Origin of the sequence: Flavilitoribacter nigricans DSM 23189 = NBRC 102662, assembly GCF_002646595.1 — a bacterium.
Lineage (GTDB): Bacteria > Bacteroidota > Bacteroidia > Chitinophagales > Saprospiraceae > Flavilitoribacter > Flavilitoribacter nigricans.
The window spans coordinates 55846-76312 of sequence record NZ_PDUD01000051.1 but is presented as its reverse complement, the minus strand read 5'-3'; the positions used below and the strand labels follow the sequence as shown (position 1 = coordinate 76312).

Below are 20467 nucleotides of genomic sequence, written 5' to 3'. Positions count from 1 at the left end.
CGGCATCAGTTGGTACGGACCCACAACTGGCGGGTGTCGTTCCCGAAGTCCAGCAACAGATCGTCTCCGGTTCGGGCGTAATAAGCGTAAGCTTCCCAGCCCGCTCCACTATCCACGTAAAGGATATTATTTTCCGTTCTCCACTTCCCGTAGTTGATATCACCGCCGTAGCCGCGTGATCCGTTTTCGGGCGCCACGCCGATCACCCGGGCATCACCGAAGATGTAAGAGCCGTCGGCATTGAGAATGAACTTCCACTGTTTGGAAACAAAATAGGAACCCGCCTTTATGCTTTCGGAAAAATACCAGCGGCCGGTGATCCGGTTGTCGTGCTGTTCCCGTTGGGTGAATTGCACGTCCTCGTAGGGCCGGGCGTTGAAGGGGGGATTCGGATTAAGTACCGTACCGGTTCCCCTTTTAAAGATGACGAGTTGCGAAGAACCGTTGATGGGATTTTCGATATTCAGATTGATCTGTTTGCCGTCCAGGTTGGCGGTATAGTTGAAATAGTCGTTGGTTTGCAGATCGAGCATCCTGCCCCGGGACTGGTAGCCGTTGATAGTGCCGCTGATGGTGTAGCGATAGCCATCGACGTTCATATCTCCGGAAAGCTGGGTGCCGGCCAGTTGCAGGTTCATTGTACTGGGCCGGTCCATGACGCGGCCGCTGAAAAAACCATCCCACTTGCCCGCTGGCGGCGGGTTGGGATTTCTGGGCGCTTTTGCCGTTGGCTGATCGTAGGCACGTGGAGTGGCACTCGGTGCGGAATAAATGGGATTACCCTTTTCGTCCGCAGCGGTCAGGACAAATTCCTGGGCATTATTGGTATCCGCCTGGCCGTTAGCGCCTACCGGAAGAAGGCTGAGATATAATTGAGAACCCTGCCGGACCATGCGGAGAAACATCGCACCCTGGTCCATACTGATCGTACCGAATGCGATACCGTTCTCTTCTTCGGCCTGGATAAAATACCGGTGTCCCTGGGCATCTTTCAGGTAGCCCTGAACACCACCGATGTTCCTTTCCAGTTCCAGGCTAAGCCCCCCGTTGGATCCGGGGGTAATGTAATTTCCAATAAGTGTTTGGGCAGAAAGTACACACGTGTACAGGAGTAAGCAGAGGATCAGAGCTGACTTTTTCATAAGGACGAGACTTGTAAGGGCGTTGACTATGAAACGTTTATCAAATCGAAAATAAGGAAAATGGCGAAGAGTTTCGAATCCTGATCGCAGATTTCAGCATAGTAAGGAAAACTTTAATATAATTCTGGATGAAGCGTGACTTTCACCGATTAACCAGGCACAAAATTATACTAACTTATCGGACAAATAAAATAGATTTTTGTGTTTATAGCCAATTGTCGGCTTAATGATGGCTCGATTGTTTCCAGAAATGCCACTCCGAAAAATTGCGGAGTGGCGGTCAGCAATCACGACATTGGCTCGTTTGATGCCGCCGAATCCTAAAGGATCAATAGGATCGCTTCCACAGCTGTTTACTGCCGTCCCCGAATTGCATCAGCATACTCTGCCCGTTGGTCGTATAGCGGGCGTAAGCCTGCCAGCCGGCGCCGGTGTTGATGTGGATAATGCCGTTTTCCGTTTTCCACTGGCCGCGAACGACGTCTCCGCCCGAACCACTGTCGCCACTGATCCCGCCACCCCCGCCAATCACTCGACCGTCACCGTAAATGTAGGAGCCGTCCGGATTGATGATCAGTTTCCACTGGGTAGCGAAGCTGTATTCCCCCGAGGTATAGCTGTCGGTGTAGTTCCAGGAGCCGACAAGGCGCGAATCCCGGCTGGCGGGTGGGGCTGCATTCGGTTGGGCGGGGTTATTTCCCGGACTGATACTGCCGGCGCTGCTGCGGGTAAAAACGATCTGCTGGGACTGCCCGTTGGTAGGATTCTGGAGGGTAAGATCCAGTTGCTGACCGTTCAAAACGGCGGTGTAATCGAAAAATCCCTGGGTCTGCGGATCGGAAAACTTACCCTGAGAGCGGTTGCCGTTGGTAGTTCCCTGCAAATTGTAGCGATAACCGCCGGCGTCAACCGTACCGTTGAGGCGGGATCCGTCCAACTGCAGGTTCATCGTCGTGGCAGTACCCATGATATTTCCGTTGAAGGTACCGTTCCAGTTGGCGGCGGGGCCGGGTTCCGCTCCACTGAGTGGTCCGCCGATCGTTCCCTCCCGGGGAGGTGCGCTCGGCGGCGTGGGGTTGACCGGGGCGGGCACAGCACGACCGGTGGCCGTTAATACGAATTCCTGGGCTCCGGAAACATCCGGCTGGCCGTCGGTACCGGCAGGGATCAGGGTCAGATACAGATCTTGATCTTCGCGGAATGCTTCAAAGTACATGGCTCCCTGCGGGGTACTCATGGTGCCGAAAGCGTCACCATCTTCTACCGTACCCTGTACCTGATAGACCACACCCTGCATATCCGTCAGGCTGCCCTGCAGGCCATTACCGTTTTCGCTTAGTTGCAGGGTGATGGTGCCTCCCTGACCGGTAATGGCATATTCTCCGGTCAGTTTTTGGGCGGATAGAGTATGGAATAACAGGAAGCAGCAAAGAATGGAAGCAAAATTTCTCATAGGAATGAGTTTTAAGGCGTGTTTAGACTATGATACACTGTAGTTACACGAAAATTAATAAAAATGCCCCACAGTACGGATGAATGAGCTGGATTTGTTGAGCACCTCATCATCCTTTGGCGACTTTGCCCGGATTACATCATACCCTCCGGCCGTAACATTTTTCTTATTTTCAAGCCTGTAATTCTCACTATAAACTTAACCAAGCAGACTTTTATGCAACATCACCCATTTTTACTAACGCTGCTGTTCAGCGCATTCACCCTTGCGCTACCGGCTCAGGAGCGTTATCATTCTCCCGATGAGCTGGAGACGAGTATCCGGCAACTGGAAAGACAGTACAGCGACTGGCTGGAAGTAAGTTCACTCGCCAAAACGGTGGAAGGAGAAGATATCTGGCTACTGACCATCGGTAGCGGACCGACCGCAGAGCACCCGGCGCTGGTCGTGGCCGGCGGAGTGGACGGCAGCCATCTGATCGGCACCGAACTGGCGCTCGGCGTAGCCCGCGAGCTTCTGGCGGGGGCAGGTACCGACAGCATCCGGCAATTGCTCGCTACCACTACCTTCTACATTTTTCCCCAGCTGGCACCGGATGCAGCTAAACAATACTTCGCCGATCTGCGATACGAACGCCACCTCAACGGCCGGGCTACCGATAACGATCGGGACGGCTATACGGATGAAGATCCCTACGAAGATCTGAACGGGGACGGCATGATCACCATGATGCGGATCAGTGACCCGACCGGAAATTATCTGCCCCATCCGGCGGATGAGCGAATCCTGACCAAAGCCAAAAGTGATGCGGGTACCAGCGGACAGTACCGCATTCTGACGGAGGGGACCGATAATGATCACGACGGCAACTTCAATGAAGACGGCCCCGGTGGTATCAATTTCAATGAAAACCTGACGTTCAATTACGAACCCTTCCAGGCGGGTAGCGGAGAGTACGCGGTGTCCGAACCCGAAAGCCGGGCCGTGCTGGATTTCCTCTACAATCACTGGAATATATTTGCGGTACTGACTTTTGGTCCCTCCGATAACCTGGCCGCTCCGATGGAATATAAACCCTCCAACCGTCAGGGCCGAAAGATCAGCGGTATCCTGCAGGAAGACGCTGGGGTGAATAAGATGTTATCCGAACTGTATGGCGAATTTGTAAAACCACCCAAGGGTGCCAAAACCACTACCCAGGGCGGCGGATTCATGGAGTGGGCGTATTTCCATTTCGGCCGCTTCAGTTTCGGTACGCCCGGCTGGTATCTGCCTACCTGGGAAATGCCGAAGGATAGTACAGAACGGGAAAAATTCAAACCCAATGAGGATAAGAATAAAGAAGTGGACTTCCTGCGCTGGGCCGAAGATGCCGGTCTGGAAGAGGCATTTGTGCCCTGGACGGCCGTAGAGCATCCGGATTTTCCCGGCCAAACGGTAGAAGTTGGCGGTATCGCACCTTTCGTGATGACCAATCCGCCCTATTCGGAGGTGCCGGCGCTGGTGAAGAAACATACGGAATTTGTGATGGCCCTGGCCAAAAAACGTCCCCAGGTCGAACTGGTCAATGTGCGGTCCGAAAAAGTGGATGATGGATTGTGGCGGGTAAAAGCGGCGGTATACAATTCCGGAGACATGCCGACCACCAGTGAGATCGGAGACCGGGTAAAATGGTTGAAGAGCCTGCGCATCGACCTGAAACTGGCCAACGGTCAGGAGTTGATCAGCGGCCGGAAAGTTACCCTGCTGTCCAGTGTAGCCGGCGGCGGATCCAGTGAAATGAGCTGGCTGATCAAAGGGAACGGCAATATAAGTATCGAAGCATCGGCACCGCACTGCGGCCGGTCGGAAGAAAGCCTGAACCTGCGTTAAATCCGTCGGGTAGGGTACGGCGCTCCTTGGTGCGCTGCGAACTCCGGCGCTTTGTCCCGGAGTGATCAACAACTACTATGGCTCTTAAAAAGCAAAACATGAAATTTCAATTATATATCATTCTCTTTTTACTGCTGGGCACGGCATTACACGCCCAGACGCCGGACCAGTTCTTTAAAGCATCCGGCACACCGGCGAATCCCAAAGTGGACGTAAGCTGGAATCGTTATAATACCGCCGAAGGTTTGGCGGAAATTGCCAAAAAGATTGCCGCCGCGTATCCCGAACTGGCAAAATTATCCTCCATCGGAAAATCCTATCAAGGCCGGGACCTCTGGTGTCTGACCATCACGGATTTCAATAGCGGAGATCCGGATCGTAAACCCGGCTTTTACATCGACGGGAATATTCACTCGAATGAGATCCAGGGAGCGGAGATCGCTATGTACACCGCCTGGTACCTGACGGAAAGTTTCGATGAGAACGCCTTCATCAAGGACCTGCTCACCAAGCGGATCTTTTACATCGTGCCCACCATCAACCCGGACGCGCGGAACGATTACATGCAGGGTGCCAATACCGCCCACAGCCCACGCTCGGGTATGATCCCCATAGATGATGACCGCGACGGGGAATACGATGAGGATGGTTATGAAGACTTAAACGGGGACGGCCACGTCTCTCAGATGCGCCGCAAAAATCCTTACGGCCGCTGGATTGATGATCCGCGTAATCCGGGACGTATGATCCGGGCGGAAAACGATGAGCGCGGTACCTACGAAAATCTCGGTTACGAAGGGATCGATAATGACGGTGACGGACAGGTGAACGAAGACCGGGTGGGCGGATATTACGATCCGAACCGGAACTGGGGCTGGAACTGGCAGCCGGAATACATTCAGAGCGGTTCGCACCAATATCCTTTCTCCATTCCGGAAGATCGCGCGGTGGCGGACTTTATCATGGCCCATCCCAATATTGCCGGAGCTCAGAGCTATCACAATAGTGGGGGTATGATCCTCCGGGGCCCCGGATCGGAAGAAGACGAACGGGTTTATTCGCGGGGCGATATTCAGGTGTATGATGCTATTGGTAACCTGGGCGAAAAGATCATTCCCGGCTATCGTTATCTGGTGATCTATAAGGACCTCTATTCTACCTACGGCGGAGAGATCGAGTGGTTCCACGGTGGACGCGGTATTTTCAGCTTCACTAATGAACTCTACACCTCCTACCTCATGTACAATAAAACGGAAACCGATGCCCAGGACCGGGTTGATTTTAGCAAACGACTCTTGTTTGAAGATGATGTGATCGCCTGGGAGCCCTACGATCATCCCGTTTTCGGTCCGATCGAGATCGGCGGTACCAAAAAGAATTCCGGCCGGGCGGATCCAGGCTTCCTGTTGGAAACGGACGCCCACCGCAATATGGCGTTTACCCTCTACCACGCCGCGCAGATGCCGGATCTGGTGATCGAAGAGATCGAGGAAAAGGACCTGGGAGGCGGTTATTTACAGGTGACGGCGGTAGTCGGCAATCTGGCGATCATTCCCACCCATTCGGATCACGATATTAAGAACAAGATCACCCGTCCGGATTTTATCAAACTGGAAGGGGCGCCGGTGGTGTCCGGCCTGCGGGTACTGGACCGCCTGATGAATCGGACGGAGGAACAGGAATCCAATCCGGCGCAGATCTCCGTTCCCAATATTTCCGGCATGGATGCCGTGACCGTTCGCTGGATCGTAAAAGCCCGGCCCGGTGCGGATTATACCATTACCGTGGATAGTATGAAGGGCGGGGTGGTTTCGAGATCGAAAGAATAAACCAATAAACCCGCTGCCGGATACGGAACGTAAACCGTATCCGGCAGCTACTCTTTGCACCGCTTATTTCCCTTATTCCAGCGTCAGACTGACCAACCCAATCCCGTGCTGGTATTCGAGCTCTTTTACCGGTATACCCGGGCCGATCGAAAATTGTACCGCTTCAATATCCCGCAGGTCCAGCGGTTCCTCCGTGCCGCCCGCAAAAAAATAGGGCAGAAAAGTAGGGTAGGGGCGCGGCATCGTGACGGTACGGGTCTTACGCAGCGCGCTGACCGGGATTTCGTAAGTACCCAGTTCCGGAGCAACATCCAGCACCACACCGTAAGCATTTCCTTTTTTATCGATCAGGGCTAACTGTAGCCTGGTAGGCCGCTCATTCATGGCCCGGGCGGTCAATAGCAGTGTTTTTTTGCCGGCCAGTTGCTCGCGTACCGGATCGATCTTCGGATTGAGGTAATGGCGCAGGGTATAATCGTGCAGTACTTCCCCCTGCAGGTTCTCCGGATCTTCCTGAAAAAGTCGCTGAACGTTTACCTGGTATTCCGATAATTTGGGATCATCCAGGGGCAGCAGTCGCAGGGTGTTGATCCAGTTTTTGACGGATAGCGCATCGGCATCCTCCTCCGCATCGAATAACGAAATGGGCTGTTCCGGCCCGATCACGCGCACCCGATAGGGCGTACGATCGTAGAAATCCCACCGGTAGGGCAGCCCCGATTTTCCGGATGGAAAGGTGGTCGATCCATCTTCTCCCCGTACCGTCAGGTAGTAGGTCAGAAAACCGGGTTGTAGCCTATCCGCCGGAATAGTCGCTTCGTAGGTGAAGGGGCCGGTTCTTTCCAGGTCAATATTGCGCCCCCGGAAACCGCCGGCTACCAGGAGCGACACGCTCGGGTTGGGATCCGGGCTGATCACCTGGGCGCTGATCCGCAACGGGTCCTCCCCGGCAACGGCCACCTCCGGCGCTTCGTGGACGATGTAGGTTTTATCGACAGTAGCGGCCGGCGCGTGGAATTCATTCAGCCGAATATTTTGCCAGGCTTCATCGCCTTTCCACTTATTGTCCAGACCGGGACGACTGAGCAGATACACCCCGGGGCGGATGGTAAAGGTGCCGTCGTTCACTTCCGACCGCGAGCGATTCCCGGAATTAATGGGCCGCAATTGAAAGTCGCCGCCCAGGTCCCGCAGCTTCACCTGCATTTTCCGGTCGTTCCACTGGATCACCGTATTGGTTTTGTCCAGGCTGTTGCGCCCGTAGGGGTTACCGATAATGAGCGCATCCGGCATGACTTCCAGCCTCCAGACACCATCTTCCAGTTTATCCAGAAAATAAGCGCCGTTGCCACCGTAACTGACCAGGGGAGAACTGCCCGTGCCGGCAATGTGCTGCAGGGCGTTTTCATTTACCGGACTATCCTCCGTTGTATTCGTGTAGAAAAATCGATCGTCAATGTTCAGTTGGGCCAGGTCCCGCTCGTAATCCACTTTAAAGCCCGCGAAATTCGTATTCTCCGGATAATTGCCGAAGTCTTTGTACAGGGGAATGCGGTGAAAGACTTCGGAACAGATCTTCAGACTGAGCGCTTTTCGGGGTGTGTAGGCCAGGTTCATGTAGTGGGTATTGTACTCGGTATTGGCGTAAGCCAGATAGGTCGGATCGTAGGCAAAATGCGTTGCGATCTGAATGCCCGCCTTGCGGAAAGAACGGGCCATGGCCGGGTAGATGTAAGATCCGCCCACGTCGGCTGCGTCGAATTCGTAAACGAGTTTTGCACCCTGATTTTCGCGGATCACCGGATCGAAAGGAATGTTATAGTCGTCCACATTGGGTAGGTAATTGCCGGGCAGTTCCTGCTGGTAACCCAGTCCGGTCGGATACCACTGGAAGGTACCCCCCTGAATGTCGGCGGCAAAGTAGTTTTCCGCGAGGTGTACGCTATGACTGATATTATAGAAAATGGGCTTGGCGTAACCCGTCTTCCGCATGGCCTCCACCATGCGTTGTAAAAAAGCCGTCACCTGCTCCGGCGCTTCCCGGTGGTGGGGTTCGTTACTCACCTCCACGGCGATCAAACGCGGATCGTCTTTGTAGGCTATTCCGGTGTAGGGATTGACGTGATCCAGGAATTGGGCGAGATAATTTTCCTGGGCTTTAATGGCAGCGGGGTTGGTCAGACAGTCTCCTTTGCCGTATTTGGCCGAAAATCCCGGGGTCTTTTCATCCGGTTCCGGCCAGCCGTTGCCCCAGTAGGCGATAGGGGTAAGCACGTAATTGATGTTGCGCTCACTCAGCTTTTTAAGCAGGTAATCAAACGCGTGCAGATGCTCGTTGTACAGCAGATTGCCCAGGGTATCACTGATCTCCGTATCCCAGACATGCACCCGGTACAGGTCGAATCCCAGCCGGGCAAAGTGGTACACATCCTCGTCGATGGCCCGCAAAGGATCAATACCCAGTTTTTTGGCCGAGCGGTAGGCGTGGGCGAAGGGCAGGGTGTAATTGACGCCGAACCCCTGGATCTCGGCATCACTGTCCGTCCACCGCATGACACCCTGGTCGTCGACATAAACCCCACCCGAATTTTGTGAATAGCCGGCCTGGAAAAAAGTAAATATGGTAAGCAGGCAGAGCAGCAGGGGCATCCGCCGGTAGTTTACGGTTTGCATTGGTATTCGTTTTGTTGACTATTGTGCCTGAACCCGGTCGTGACGGTCGGCTTTCCTGAAAGATAACAACTACCTCAGTAATGTAACCTCCCCGGAGAACAATTCCACGACGCCGTCGATGAATTCCACTTCCATAAAATAGCTGTACGCTCCGGTGGGGACGGGCTGGTTTCGGTAATTGCCATCCCACCACTGGTCGAACCCATTCGGATCGATCTGGGAGACGCCGTACAGCTTTTGTCCCCAGCGATTGTAAACAGCCAGATGGCGGATCTGTTTAACGATCACCTGATCGGTAAAGGCAACAAAGCGGTCATTGATGCCATCGGCATTGGGCGAAAAAGCATTGGGGATATAGAGGGTATGATCTTCCACACAATTGTTGAAACCGGGGTCATCCGGTTGCAGGCACTCATCGCAATTGTCGATCCGGGCGCTTCCATTGGGTGTACCCGTACAGTCGGCACAAGCCGTATTGAACAAGGGATCATCCGGGCTGAGGCACTCCCCGCAGGCGTCGATCTCGGCATCTCCGTCGAGTACACCGCGGCAATCGTAGGGAATAAACGAAAGGGCACAGACCGCATCGATATCCGTTCCGGGAGAAGCCGAATCGCAGTCTGCCTGCAGGATATCGACCAGTTCTATCGCGTCAAACCGCAGCGAACCGGCCGGATAACCGGGCATGGCCATATCGATATCGTAACCCAGGCCAAGCGATCCGATATCCGCGATCACGTAGTATCCGTCCCCATCGTTATCGGTGATCGCCAGTTTTTGCAATTGGGCCACCGTGTAGGCGTCGGCGGGACGTACGCCCAGAAACGCCGGTTCGATGGCGCCTACCTCGAATACGTAAATGTCCTCGCGATCATCCCCCGAATTGGTCAACAGATTATTGGTGAAACCCAGCTTCAGGGTGCCGCCGCTACCCAGAAAGACAATATTGGCGTTATCCCCGCCGGTATCGGTCCAGTCACTGACGCCGATGGCCGCCCGGGGATCATCCGCCCGCGTGGGACAACCACTGCGGTAACTCAGCACAGTATCGGCAAAACTGATGCCTTCCGAGCAGTTGGTACAGCCGAAATTGGGCAGACTGTTACATCCCGGATCCAGGCAGTCGATGAGTCCGTCTCCGTCATTATCCAGGCCATCCGCACAGGTGATCGCTGAATTTTCCTGAGCGTTCAGTGCCTGGACAAACAGGCAAACGAGAAGCATCAAACCAGATGAGGATAAACGCATGCAAATGATTTTACGTCAGTATAATCAAAAAATGTGACGTTTTTCAAAGGGGAAAATCTTAATACATATAAATTTTTTCCTAAATTTAATCGAAACAAATTTACACCTCCGGTTATGACAAGATCGTACCTTTCTACCGGGAAGTGGCTGTGGCTGCTCCTGGTCCTTACCGCGTTTTTCCCCACTGTGGTCCATTCGCAATCTCCTCGCTTACAATCGCTCACCGACCTTCCCAAATGGAAAGTTATGGGCAAAGGAAAAAAGATCTCCCACGGGTTAGAACGACTGCATCGCAATTTTACGGATTTCCGCTCCGGCGGTAGAAGGGGGTCGGACTTCCGACCGACTAATGCCCTGGTTATGCAGGACGGGGAATGGGTCCGCATTGAAGCCGTAGCCCGTACGGACGGTGAACAGTTGTTGCGTCTCCTCGAAAAATTCGGTCTGGAGGAGGGTGTCGCTTTCCAGCGGGTAGTTAACGGGCGTCTGCCGTACACCGCACTCACCAACCAAAAGGCGATCGAGCAGATCCCGGAACTGGTCAGCCTCGGTCTGGCGCACCGACCTTTTCGCAAGGCCGGATCGGTGACGAGTCAGGGCGATTACGCGCAGAATTCGGACTGGATGCGTGACTTTTTCAATCTGGACGGCACCGGCGTGCGGGTGGGCATCCTGTCGGATAGCTACAATTTTCTGGGTACGGCCTCGAACGGCGTGCTCAGCGGGGATCTGCCCGGCCCGGGCAACCCGAATGGTTTCAATCAGGCTGTCAATGTACTCGCGGACTCCGGTACCAGTGATGAGGGCCGGGCGATGGCCGAGATCGTCCACGATATTGCGCCGGGTGCCGGACTGGCCTTTCATACGGCCTTCTTCGGCCGGGCCGATTTTGCCGACGGCATTGTCGAACTGGCTACAGTCGGCAATTGCGATGTGATCGTGGACGATGTCAGCTATTTTGCCAGCCCGTTCTTTCAGGACGGACTGATTGCCCAGGCCGCTGATCAGGTATTTGCCTCCGGCGTCAGTTATTTTTCTTCGGCGGGGAACAATGCGGCGAATTCTTACCAGGCGGTACCGGCACCGGGAGATGAGTTCGATATTACTTTTACCGATCCGGCTACGCAGGTTACCTACGAGTATGCAGTGAATGGCCACGATTTTGGCGGCGGAGATTATTTTCAGTCCGTCACCGTTCCGGCCGGAGGGGATTTCATCATCTCATTCCAGTGGGCGGATCCTTTCACGAGTGTGAGTGGACTGCCCGGGCCCCAGACGGATCTCGACATTTTTCTGGTTTCCAGTGACGGTACCACCATCCTGGAAGCCGGTATCGAAGATAATTCCAACGGTGGGGATGCCGTGGAGATCATTAGTTACAGCAACAATACGGGCGTCAATCAGCAGCTTAATCTGTTTTTTGGTTTAGCGGGAGGCCCCACGCCGGCCTTTTTGAAGTATATCGTCTTCGGCGACCTGATCATCAACGAATATCAGACCTTCAGTTCGACCTGCTACGGTCAGCCGAATGCGGCGGGAGCAGTGGCGGTAGGGGCGGCTTTTTTCGGTAACACACCCAATTTTGGGGTCAGTCCGCCGGTGCTGGAATCCTTCTCCTCCCGGGGTGGTACCCCGCTTTTCTTCAATCCGAACGGTAGCCCGATCGCTTCTCCCTATTACCGGGTAAAACCGGAGATCGTTTGTCCGGACGGGGCCGACAATACCTTTTTTGGTAATGATCCGGATGGAAATGGATTTTTCAATTTTTTCGGCACATCGGCGGCGGCTCCCCACGCGGCGGGCATGGCTGCTTTGCTTAAGGAAATACAACCCAATATCAGCGCTTCGGAAGTGGAGCTCTATCTGGTACAGGCGGCTATCGATATGCTGACTGCCGGTTTTGATCTCGATAGCGGCTTTGGATTTGTTGATGGTTTGGTGGCCGTGGCGATTGCCGCCCAGTGTGCGCCGGATCTGGAACTTTCTGCCATAAGTTCGCTTTTCCCATTCAATGACTTCACCGCCCAACAGCGCCTGCATTCGAATATGGTCGTCAATTCCGATTTCAGTCTCCGGGCGGGGCAGGAGATCAAGCTTTTGCCCGGATTTCAGGTACTACCCGGTGTCAATTTTTCGGCCGCTATTGATGCTTTTGGCTGTACTCCTCCGGAAGCTTTGGTCCGGACGGATCCGCGGGAAGAACGCCCCTTTGCCCGACCGGTTGCTTTGCCGGCCATCCACAACAAAACCATGCCGTCGGATTACGGAGCCCTCCGCAGTGCGCCCAATCCTTTTCACCGGCAGACGGTGATCCGTTTTGAGCTCCCCGCGGACGAGACGGTATCGCTCCGGTTGGTAGACGTTACGGGGAAAGTGGTCCGGGAGATCTTGGCCGCTACCGCGATGAGTCGCGGCGCGCATCAGGTTGAACTACGGGGCGAAGAACTCCCGGCGGGATTTTATAACCTCATCCTGGACCGGGCGCAGGGACGGGAAAGCTGTCCGCTGGTTAAGTTGTAGGAATGCGGTCATTTCCCAAAGCGGCCTCGTCATTCCCGGAGGCCGCTTTGGGAATGATCATTGTTTACTGAACGCACGCGTGGCAACTCCCCGATCGTTCCGGAAAGCCGCATAGTACCAGCCGCCGGGCAGATCCGTCAGGAGAATCTCCGTTCTCCGGGTTTGCGGCGCGCAGATCGTGTGGGTGATCAACTGGCCCTGAGCGTTGAAAATGGTAATACTGCTGTTCCTGCCCGCTTGGGGGTGTTCCAGCCACAAGCGGTCCCGGGCCGGATTGGGATACAATCGAATGGCTGAAGCCGGCAGCCGCTCTTCGCGGGCATCGACCGTGCTTTCGGTGGCCAGTCCGGTAAATTTAATGTCCTTCAGCATGGCGTACCGGCCGGCGCTGCTACTGCTGCAGCTGAAATACAGACGGACGCTCAGTTGCTGACCGGGCTCTAAAGTGACACCCTCCAAACCGGCGAGGGCCAGTCCGTAGCGGTTGGTCGGCCCGCCGGTCTGATTGGCCAGCGGTATCGGATTGGCAAACCCGCCCGGTACCGTCGTTACATCCGTGGAATCCGAAGTGAAATTGCTGAGGGAATAAACCACCCCTACCTGGGTATTGCTGGAAGTATTGTAGAAAGCCGCATTCAGGTAGAGCGAATCTACCCGCACCTGGTATCCCGTTTGGGCCGTTACCGTAAATTCCTCGTAAAAGGTCCGTTTGAGCGAGCCGCCGGGCCCTCCCTGGCTGGACGACCAGGTGCCGTCACCATTGGCGGTAGAGCCGAAGGCCTGTCCGTATTTTTCGGAGTAAGCGGAAATGTCCGGTACCTGGGTGCCGTTGGAAAGATACAGCCGGTAAAAGCTGGGGACGCTGGGGGTGACCCCGATCGAGCGTTGTTCCGGATCATCTTCGGCATTTTCGATCATCGACCAGAAGTGGAGCGTTTCCGCACCCACTTCGGGCAGGGTGCCGGTGGTACCCATGACCGGCAATAGCAGGGCCGGACCGTCTACCGTAGTCAGTCGGATAGTATCGGCGTAAAATCCGGTAGCCGGTGCATTCAGCCGCACGGAAAGCGTGGTTTCCGGAATGGTATTGTCGGTATCGGCAATCCGGAGCGGATCATCGTTTGTGTACCAGGACAGGCCGTCATCGTCGGATAACTCAAAAAATGCCGGTGGCGTGATCACGACTTCATCCAATAGATTCTCGGCCGTAATGGTGATCTGCTGGCGGGGAGATGGCAGTCCAAGTTCCTGGAAGAAGGGCTGCAACTGGCCGCTGGATCTGATGGCCGGCAGGCTGGAAACCAGTACCGTATCGCTCACGTGGGTGTTCAGTTCGTCGTGGGAACCGGTCAGGTAGTAATAGTAGACCTGTCCCGCCGGGGGCAGCTGATCTTCCAGTAGAAAATTAAAAATGGTGTCGCTAACGGCAGTAAGGTCATCGATCAACTGGTATTCGCCGGCCGGGTTCGTTGCGCGGTAGAGCTGAAAACTGGTCCCGCTTATTCCCCAGCTAACATTCCATTGCAGCAGGCCGGAGGTATCGGTTTGTTCCGCCCGGAAATTAGTAACGGCAATTTCGGGGCTTTGATCATCACACAATTCCGGATAGATCGCGCAGGGATCCCAGTCGCCGAAGATGTTCTCGCGGGTGTAAGTCGCCGCTTCGGCTGTTGTCAATTGATAGGACCAGGGTACGCGCTGACTGACGTCCAGGGGGCTGCCGTCCCAGTACTGGCTGTTGTATTCTCCGTAATAGATCAGGTCGGTATCGGTCGTCTCGTTCCACACACTCCAGCCTTCCGGTTTGATGGACGTACTCATGACGGTATTCAGGAACACATTTTTATTGTGGGCCCGCGGATTGTGCGAAGCGGTGTTTTGCCAGGGGCGACTCAAAAAATAGGTGGTCAGACCGGTATTTTCGGGCAGCACGCAATCCCGGAAAACGTAACCGTAATCGCGGCCGGGAGGCGTATTGGGGGCGGTAATGTAGGAGCTACCCGTATTGCTCCGGGATTTAGCGTAGATCACACAATCCTCGAACAGGGCCGCCGAACTACCGAAGATGAAGTCGACATTGCCGTCAATATAGCAGTCCTTGAAATAATGCCGTGGGGTGCCGGGGCCTTTCGGATACAGGGTATCCTGATTTCCGAGAAAGCGGCAATTCTTAAATACCGCCCGGTCATTATTCACCAGCACCGCCACCGCCTGGGAGCCGTTCCCGTAAGTGTTGGCAAAAGTGATATTGAAAGCTGAGAAATCCGTGGCACTGATGGAAAAGCTGGCTGAATTCTGGGTGCCGAGGGTGCCGCCGCCGGGAAGTGGCAACGACGCATAATCGTCGTAATAGAGTACCGTATTGGCAACGCTTTCTCCCACCAGTTGAATAAAGGGTTTATTGGAAGGTACGCTGATCTTCTCTTTGTATTTTCCGTTTCGGATGTAGATCACGAAAGGCTCGGAAAGATTCGTGGGTACCGCATTGATCGCGGCCTGCACACTCCGAAAATCTCCGCTGCCGTCGGTAGCTACCACCAGATCATAATCGGAATTTTCTCCCCCAGCGTCCTGGGTAAGTCCATTGAGGTAATTTTCCAGATTGGTGTAGCCGTTGGCGGCGATACCGCTGCGGTCCGAATCGTCGTTGGGGTTCAGTCCCCGGAGTAGTTCCCATTCGTCGGGCATACCATCGGCATCGGTATCTGCCGGGGATGTTCCCGGGGCCAGATCGGGCCAGGCGTCAATCGTCTCGGCGAAAGGCGTTCCGTGGGGATAACCGCCCTGTACGTCAATGATCCGTCCGGTGCGGTTCAGCACATCGTTGACCAGGCGCTCGTCCAGGGTGTCGCGCAGGGGCAGGTTGGCCCCGGCTTTCGCGAGTACCTGCACGTATGCCTCCTCGGCGCTTTCCGTTGGCATGGGTTCAACCGTATGGGGCTGTTCCACCTTGATGCTGGCCGTATCCGAACGCGAGCCGCCGGCGGGAGCAATGCCCAGCCAGTTAGAGGCCGTCACATCCGGATAGCTGTCCACAAAATTCCCGGAAAGGTAAACCTTCGGGTAGGGGAGGCTACTGGAACGGGAGGGATTCATGATCATTGCCCGGCGCGGCGCTCCGGAGGGGTTGCCATCCCGGGTGGAAGGACCGTATTTGTAGTAATTGTTTACGAGGTTATACCGGCCACCTTCTCCGCCGTTGGTGCTGTAATCCCGCCAGTTGTAGATCACGTTGTTCCGGAAATCACAGTTTTCCACCGTACCGGACGGATAGGAGCTATTACCGGAAAAGCGGGGTGCCCGGCCTTTCAGGTGCATGATGAGGTTGTGGTGGAAACTGCCGTGGCGGGAACCCCAGATGCCACCGTAGCCGTGTTCCTGAAAATCGCTCCCTCCGGCTTCGAAGTGGTACGAATAATTCAATGGTTCGGAGATGATGTTCCACTGTAGCGTGATGCTGTCGCCCCGGTATACCGTAAGCGCTTCGTCATTACTCCAACTCACCGAGCAGTGGTCGATGATGATGTGTTTGTTGCCGAGATTGCCCAGCGCGTCGTCACCGCCGCTGCCGTCTACCATTCCCTGGTTCTGGTAGCGATCCCCCAGCCGTACCCGGAGGTAACGCAGGATCACATTATCTCCGGAGATGACCACCGGGTGGTCCGCAATACAGATGCCGCCGCCGGGAGCGGTCTGTCCGGCAATAGTCGTGTTGGCGGGAATGGTGAGCCGGGAGGTCAGCCGGATGGTTCCGCTGACCCGGAAAACGATGGTGCGGTGTGCGGCGGAAGCTCGTAATGCGTACCGCAAACTGCCGGGACTGTTGACATCCGTCAAATTGGTGACGGTGAACACCGTGGTCGGCGTTTGCGGTGTGCCACGCCCTCCGGTGGTATATTTACCGTAGCCTTCCGCACCGGGAAAGGCAGGTAGCTGGGCAAAATTGATCTGTGAAACAAGCTGGCATAGGAAAATGATAAAATAGTAGCGCATGGGTGTGGTTGGTTTTTCAGATTGATATGCTGTAAAACTATCACTATAGCCGCACTGTTGGGCATTTATCCACCCTGCAAGAATTCACAAAAGTATAGCTAAATTTAACCGGAGGGCAGAAACGAGCGAGCTGCCGTGGTTCTGCCACTAATAAAAAAACAAAATGAAAAACCAACTCCTCCCGGTACTTGCCTTGGTGGTATTAGGGATAAGTGCCTGCGGTTCGGTCCGGAACGGGACCATCGACCGGCAGGCCAGCCTGCGCACCAAAATGTTGTTTCATAATCTGGACAAACTTTCCGAAAAGCACACCTTATTCGGGCATCAGCACGCTACTGAATACGGTCACGGCTGGTGGGGCGACGCGGACCGTTCCGATGTAAAATCGGTTACCGGTTCCCATCCGGCGGTGATCGGTATCGATTTTATGGATTTTTCCGGCCGCTCTCCGGAAGCCGTAGAGCAGGAAAAAGAACGACTGCGCAACAATGCGGTAGCGACTTACGACCGGGGCGGCGTGATCACCGCCGCCTGGCATTTCCGAAATCCGGTGGACGGAAACAGCTTTTACTGGCGCCCGGAAGATTCTCTGTCCATAGTGGCCCGGATCATTCCGGGGGGAACTGACCACGAAAAATACCGATCTATCCTGGATCACATCGGTAGCTGGGCAAAAAGTCTAACCGGGCGGGACGGCGAGCTCGCCCCGGTGATCTTTCGTCCGTTCCACGAATTTGACGGCGGCTGGTTTTGGTGGGGGAAGCCACATACCAGTCGGGAAGATTTTATCACCCTCTGGCGGTTTACGGTGTCCTACCTGCGCGACACCCTGGACGTCCACAATTTGCTCTACGCCTATTCTCCCGATAGGAACTTTCTGACCGAAACGCAATTCCTCGAAAGGTATCCGGGAGACGAATGGGTAGATATGGTGGGTATGGACAACTACGGAGATATGGGCCGGGATCGTTACGCTCCCTACACGGCGGCCATGAAACTCAAGATCGTTTCGGATTATGCCCGTAAGGCCAGAAAGCTGGCTGCACTAACGGAGACCGGACTGGAATCTATCCCCGATACTTCCTGGTGGACACAGACCTTATTGCGCACCATGAAAATGCACGATACGGAACTGGCTTTTGTGCTGGTTTGGCGAAACGATACGCGTAGCCCGACGCATTACTACGCCCCTTTTCCCGGACAGGTGAGCGTGCCGGATTTTATGCGTTTTTACCGGGACAATTATACGCTGTTCGAAGAGGACCTGGAAGGCATTTACACCCGGAAACGAAGGTAGGGAGCCGATGGCGGTGTGATCCTGCGTCCAAATCGGCAGGACCACACGGTACCATCTGTAATTGCGATTTAAATGTAATCTTTCCACTTGATCATTTCGCCGCTTTGCATGGCCTTATTGGCTAAGGCTACACAGACGGCGCTATCCTTAGCGCTTTCGTACCCGACCACGGGTTCCTTGCTTTCGCGGATGCAGGTCCCGAAGCTGGCAATAGCGAGTCGGGTAGGTTCGGCATCTTCCTTGCCGGGGTCCGACTGGAACAGTGCGATCGGTTTGCCCTTCTTCAGCAATTCGGTCGTGGCACCGGTCACGGCATCCACGCCGGCTTCTTTTTGCTTATCGTTGCCGAAGTCCTGATAATAGGTAGGCTCGACGTAGAGCCAGGCTTCGTAGCCGGCTTCCCGGATGATCTGTACGGTTGCATTTTTGCCGTAGAATTTCATCTGGAATCCCATCTGAGCGTTGGTCGTCAGACAGGTACAGCTCAGTTTGAGTCCTTTAGGGTATTGAAAAATGGCGTGAATGTTATCGAAGGTTTCACGACCGTCCTTCCAGTAGTCGATACCGCCGAAGCCGGTCACCTGACTCGGCGTAGAGCCCAGCATCCAGTTAACGATGTTGATCTGGTGGGAGGATAGTTCGGCCATGAGGCCGCCGGAATAATCCCGGTACATCCGCCAGTTGATGATCTTTTCGAATTTTGGGTCCGGTACCGGTTTGCGCCAATCGCCGTTGCGGTTCCAGTAGCATTCGATGTGGCTCAGCGGCCCAAATTCATCTCCTTCGATAATTTCCTTGACTTTTTGGTACACCGGATTGTAACGGTGCTGGTAGCCTACCTGAAAAACGCGATCCGAATTGTCCAGGAGGGGTTTAAGCTTTTTGGCTTCCTCGATGGTGAACGTCATGGTCTTTTCACAGTAGATGTGCTTGTTCGCCTCCAGTGCGTCCCGGATCATGGTAAAATGCAGATACAGAGGCGTGGAGATAATCACGGCGTCCAGGTCCGGCTGGGCCAGAAGTTTGCGGTAGTCATCATATTGCTTGGCACCCTTGGCCGCAATCTTCATGGCTGCTTCCAGCCGGAAGGGCAGAATATCACAGCAGGCTGCAATTTCCATACCCTCAATAGCCTGGGTATTTTTGATCAGGCTCATGCCCCGGCCACCCGTGCCGATAATACCGACACGAATGGTATCGTTGGGACCGAATTTTTTTCTGGACCCCTGAATTTCAGTGCCTGCCGCCCCGGTAAAGGATAGCAATCCACTGCTCATTAAGCCGCCGACCGCCCCGAGTTGGGATGCGGTGGTTATAAATTTTCTTCTTGAAGTCTTCATAGAATTTTATTTAGTGGCAGAACCACTACGCGGCGTCCAACCCGAAAAAATAGTGGTCAGCTTGTAGTTTTTCAATTGTTTTTTTCTGAGCTTTTTGGCCCAGTCCACCCGACCTTCCAGGTTTTCACTGGGAGCGTACTCCGCGTAGGAGGCGGTTTGGTGATTCGTGGGCTGTCCCCAGTCATCCCAGCCTTCCGGCAGAATGTGGTCGCCGTAGGTACAATTGATGAATGCGGTTTTGGCGTAGGCCCGCCAGGGGCGACCGAGGTACACCGCAGCAACCCCGTCCGCTGCGGTGAGCCGGCAATCCAGAAAGATCAGACCGTAGTGCTGCCGCGGAGTGGTGGAGGCTGCGGTTACAAAAGAATCGCTCAGGGAGCGGATAGTACATTTGTCAAATACAGCGGTGGCATTGCCGAAAATGAAGTCCGTTGTGCCGGCAATCAGACAATCGGTGAAATACTGGCGGCTGCTTTCGCCGGTACAGTACAGCGTATCCTGATGCCCGAGAATGGTACAGTTTTCAAAGACGCACCGGTCCCCGCTCACGGAGAGGGCAATTGCCTGCCCCACAGCGCCGGCCGTATTTTCGATGGTCAGATTCCGGGCGGTGAAGTCATTGGCTTCCACCCAGAGGGTATGGGTGAGGAAAGTGCTGTTCCGGCCGCGGTCGATCCGCTTGAAGTGATCATCGTAGGTAATGATCGTTTTTTCCCGGTCTTCGCCCAGGAGGGTCACGCGGGTGTTCCAGGCGTAAATCCGTACCTTCTCGCGGTAGACCCCATTCTTTACAAAAATGGTGATCGCCTGATCCGGAAAGGACTTGGTGTTGTCAATTGCATCCTGAATGGATGTATAGTCGCCGCTGCCGTCCTGGGCAACGGTCATGTAGGTCGCGTACTGCGCCGATGCCGTCACAAAAAAGCATAGCAATAGCAGGAGGTGGAATACCCGGATCGAAAAGGTCATGGTTGGTAGTCGTTTGAAGTGGTCGTTGCGGCTGCCTGGATCGCTGATCGGCAAATGCCGGGGAAAATGAACCACAAACGAACCCGAATGCCTACGTAACTAAAGTGATGATGCGTGAAAATTCGCGATCG

The 20467-nt window shown here is 54.6% G+C and carries 11 protein-coding genes; 4 read left to right on the top strand and 7 right to left on the bottom strand.

Translation table 11 applies throughout. From position 1 onward, the window contains the following. Nucleotides 1-5 precede the first annotated feature (5 nt). Both CRP01_RS36155 and CRP01_RS36150 read right to left on the bottom strand, forming a co-directional pair. Nucleotides 6-1142, bottom strand: a complete 1137-nt coding sequence (locus tag CRP01_RS36155; protein WP_099154971.1) for a hypothetical protein — start codon at nucleotides 1140-1142, stop codon at nucleotides 6-8. 328 nt (nucleotides 1143-1470) lie between these two features. Further along, nucleotides 1471-2595, bottom strand: a complete 1125-nt coding sequence (locus CRP01_RS36150; RefSeq protein WP_099154970.1) for a hypothetical protein — start codon at nucleotides 2593-2595, stop codon at nucleotides 1471-1473. Between the two features lie 216 nt (nucleotides 2596-2811). Between CRP01_RS36150 and CRP01_RS36145 the strand changes: the two genes are divergently transcribed. Continuing rightward, complete coding sequence (locus CRP01_RS36145; protein WP_099154969.1) at nucleotides 2812-4467, top strand: M14 family metallopeptidase; 1656 nt, start codon at nucleotides 2812-2814, stop codon at nucleotides 4465-4467. A gap of 98 nt (nucleotides 4468-4565) precedes the next feature. Then, entirely contained in the window at nucleotides 4566-6296 is a 1731-nt protein-coding gene (locus tag CRP01_RS36140) for a M14 family metallopeptidase (protein WP_099154968.1), read from the top strand. 72 nt (nucleotides 6297-6368) lie between these two features. On the opposite strand, the gene CRP01_RS36135 is transcribed toward CRP01_RS36140, so the two are convergent. Further along, nucleotides 6369-8969 carry a glycoside hydrolase 5 family protein gene (locus CRP01_RS36135; protein ID WP_099154967.1) on the bottom strand — a complete coding sequence of 867 codons (2601 nt, stop codon included), beginning with the start codon at nucleotides 8967-8969 and terminating at the stop codon, nucleotides 6369-6371. Between the two features lie 69 nt (nucleotides 8970-9038). After that, complete coding sequence (locus CRP01_RS42910; protein WP_143473696.1) at nucleotides 9039-10217, bottom strand: T9SS type B sorting domain-containing protein; 1179 nt, start codon at nucleotides 10215-10217, stop codon at nucleotides 9039-9041. A gap of 114 nt (nucleotides 10218-10331) precedes the next feature. Here CRP01_RS42910 and CRP01_RS36125 point away from each other — a divergent pair, with 114 nt between their 5' ends. Continuing rightward, nucleotides 10332-12737 carry a S8 family peptidase gene (locus CRP01_RS36125; RefSeq protein ID WP_099154966.1) on the top strand — a complete coding sequence of 802 codons (2406 nt, stop codon included), beginning with the start codon at nucleotides 10332-10334 and terminating at the stop codon, nucleotides 12735-12737. Between the two features lie 57 nt (nucleotides 12738-12794). Here the strand turns inward: CRP01_RS36125 and CRP01_RS36120 are convergent, their stop codons facing one another. Continuing rightward, nucleotides 12795-16730 carry a pectinesterase family protein gene (locus CRP01_RS36120; RefSeq protein ID WP_099154965.1) on the bottom strand — a complete coding sequence of 1312 codons (3936 nt, stop codon included), beginning with the start codon at nucleotides 16728-16730 and terminating at the stop codon, nucleotides 12795-12797. A 163-nt stretch (nucleotides 16731-16893) separates the two neighbouring features. Between CRP01_RS36120 and CRP01_RS36115 the strand changes: the two genes are divergently transcribed. Next, nucleotides 16894-18027, top strand: coding sequence for a glycoside hydrolase family 26 protein (locus CRP01_RS36115; protein WP_099154964.1), 1134 nt, complete (start codon nucleotides 16894-16896; stop codon nucleotides 18025-18027). Between the two features lie 68 nt (nucleotides 18028-18095). Here CRP01_RS36115 and CRP01_RS36110 read toward each other — a convergent pair whose 3' ends face one another. Next, on the bottom strand, nucleotides 18096-19367 hold the full coding sequence (locus CRP01_RS36110) for a Gfo/Idh/MocA family protein (protein WP_099154963.1): 1272 nt from the start codon (nucleotides 19365-19367) through the stop codon (nucleotides 18096-18098). Nucleotides 19368-19373: 6 nt separating this feature from the next. Further along, nucleotides 19374-20336 carry a pectinesterase family protein gene (locus CRP01_RS36105; RefSeq protein ID WP_099154962.1) on the bottom strand — a complete coding sequence of 321 codons (963 nt, stop codon included), beginning with the start codon at nucleotides 20334-20336 and terminating at the stop codon, nucleotides 19374-19376. Nucleotides 20337-20467: the final 131 nt, after the last annotated feature.

Coding starts and splice junctions, on each gene's coding strand:
- CRP01_RS36110 (WP_099154963.1), bottom strand. CDS start 19,367: ATGAAGACTTCAAGAAGAAAATTTATAACCACCGCATCCCAACTCGGG.
- CRP01_RS36125 (WP_099154966.1), top strand. CDS start 10,332: ATGACAAGATCGTACCTTTCTACCGGGAAGTGGCTGTGGCTGCTCCTG.
- CRP01_RS36140 (WP_099154968.1), top strand. CDS start 4,566: ATGAAATTTCAATTATATATCATTCTCTTTTTACTGCTGGGCACGGCA.
- CRP01_RS36120 (WP_099154965.1), bottom strand. CDS start 16,730: ATGCGCTACTATTTTATCATTTTCCTATGCCAGCTTGTTTCACAGATC.
- CRP01_RS36150 (WP_099154970.1), bottom strand. CDS start 2,595: ATGAGAAATTTTGCTTCCATTCTTTGCTGCTTCCTGTTATTCCATACT.
- CRP01_RS36145 (WP_099154969.1), top strand. CDS start 2,812: ATGCAACATCACCCATTTTTACTAACGCTGCTGTTCAGCGCATTCACC.
- CRP01_RS36105 (WP_099154962.1), bottom strand. CDS start 20,336: ATGACCTTTTCGATCCGGGTATTCCACCTCCTGCTATTGCTATGCTTT.
- CRP01_RS42910 (WP_143473696.1), bottom strand. CDS start 10,217: ATGCGTTTATCCTCATCTGGTTTGATGCTTCTCGTTTGCCTGTTTGTC.
- CRP01_RS36135 (WP_099154967.1), bottom strand. CDS start 8,969: ATGCAAACCGTAAACTACCGGCGGATGCCCCTGCTGCTCTGCCTGCTT.
- CRP01_RS36155 (WP_099154971.1), bottom strand. CDS start 1,142: ATGAAAAAGTCAGCTCTGATCCTCTGCTTACTCCTGTACACGTGTGTA.
- CRP01_RS36115 (WP_099154964.1), top strand. CDS start 16,894: ATGAAAAACCAACTCCTCCCGGTACTTGCCTTGGTGGTATTAGGGATA.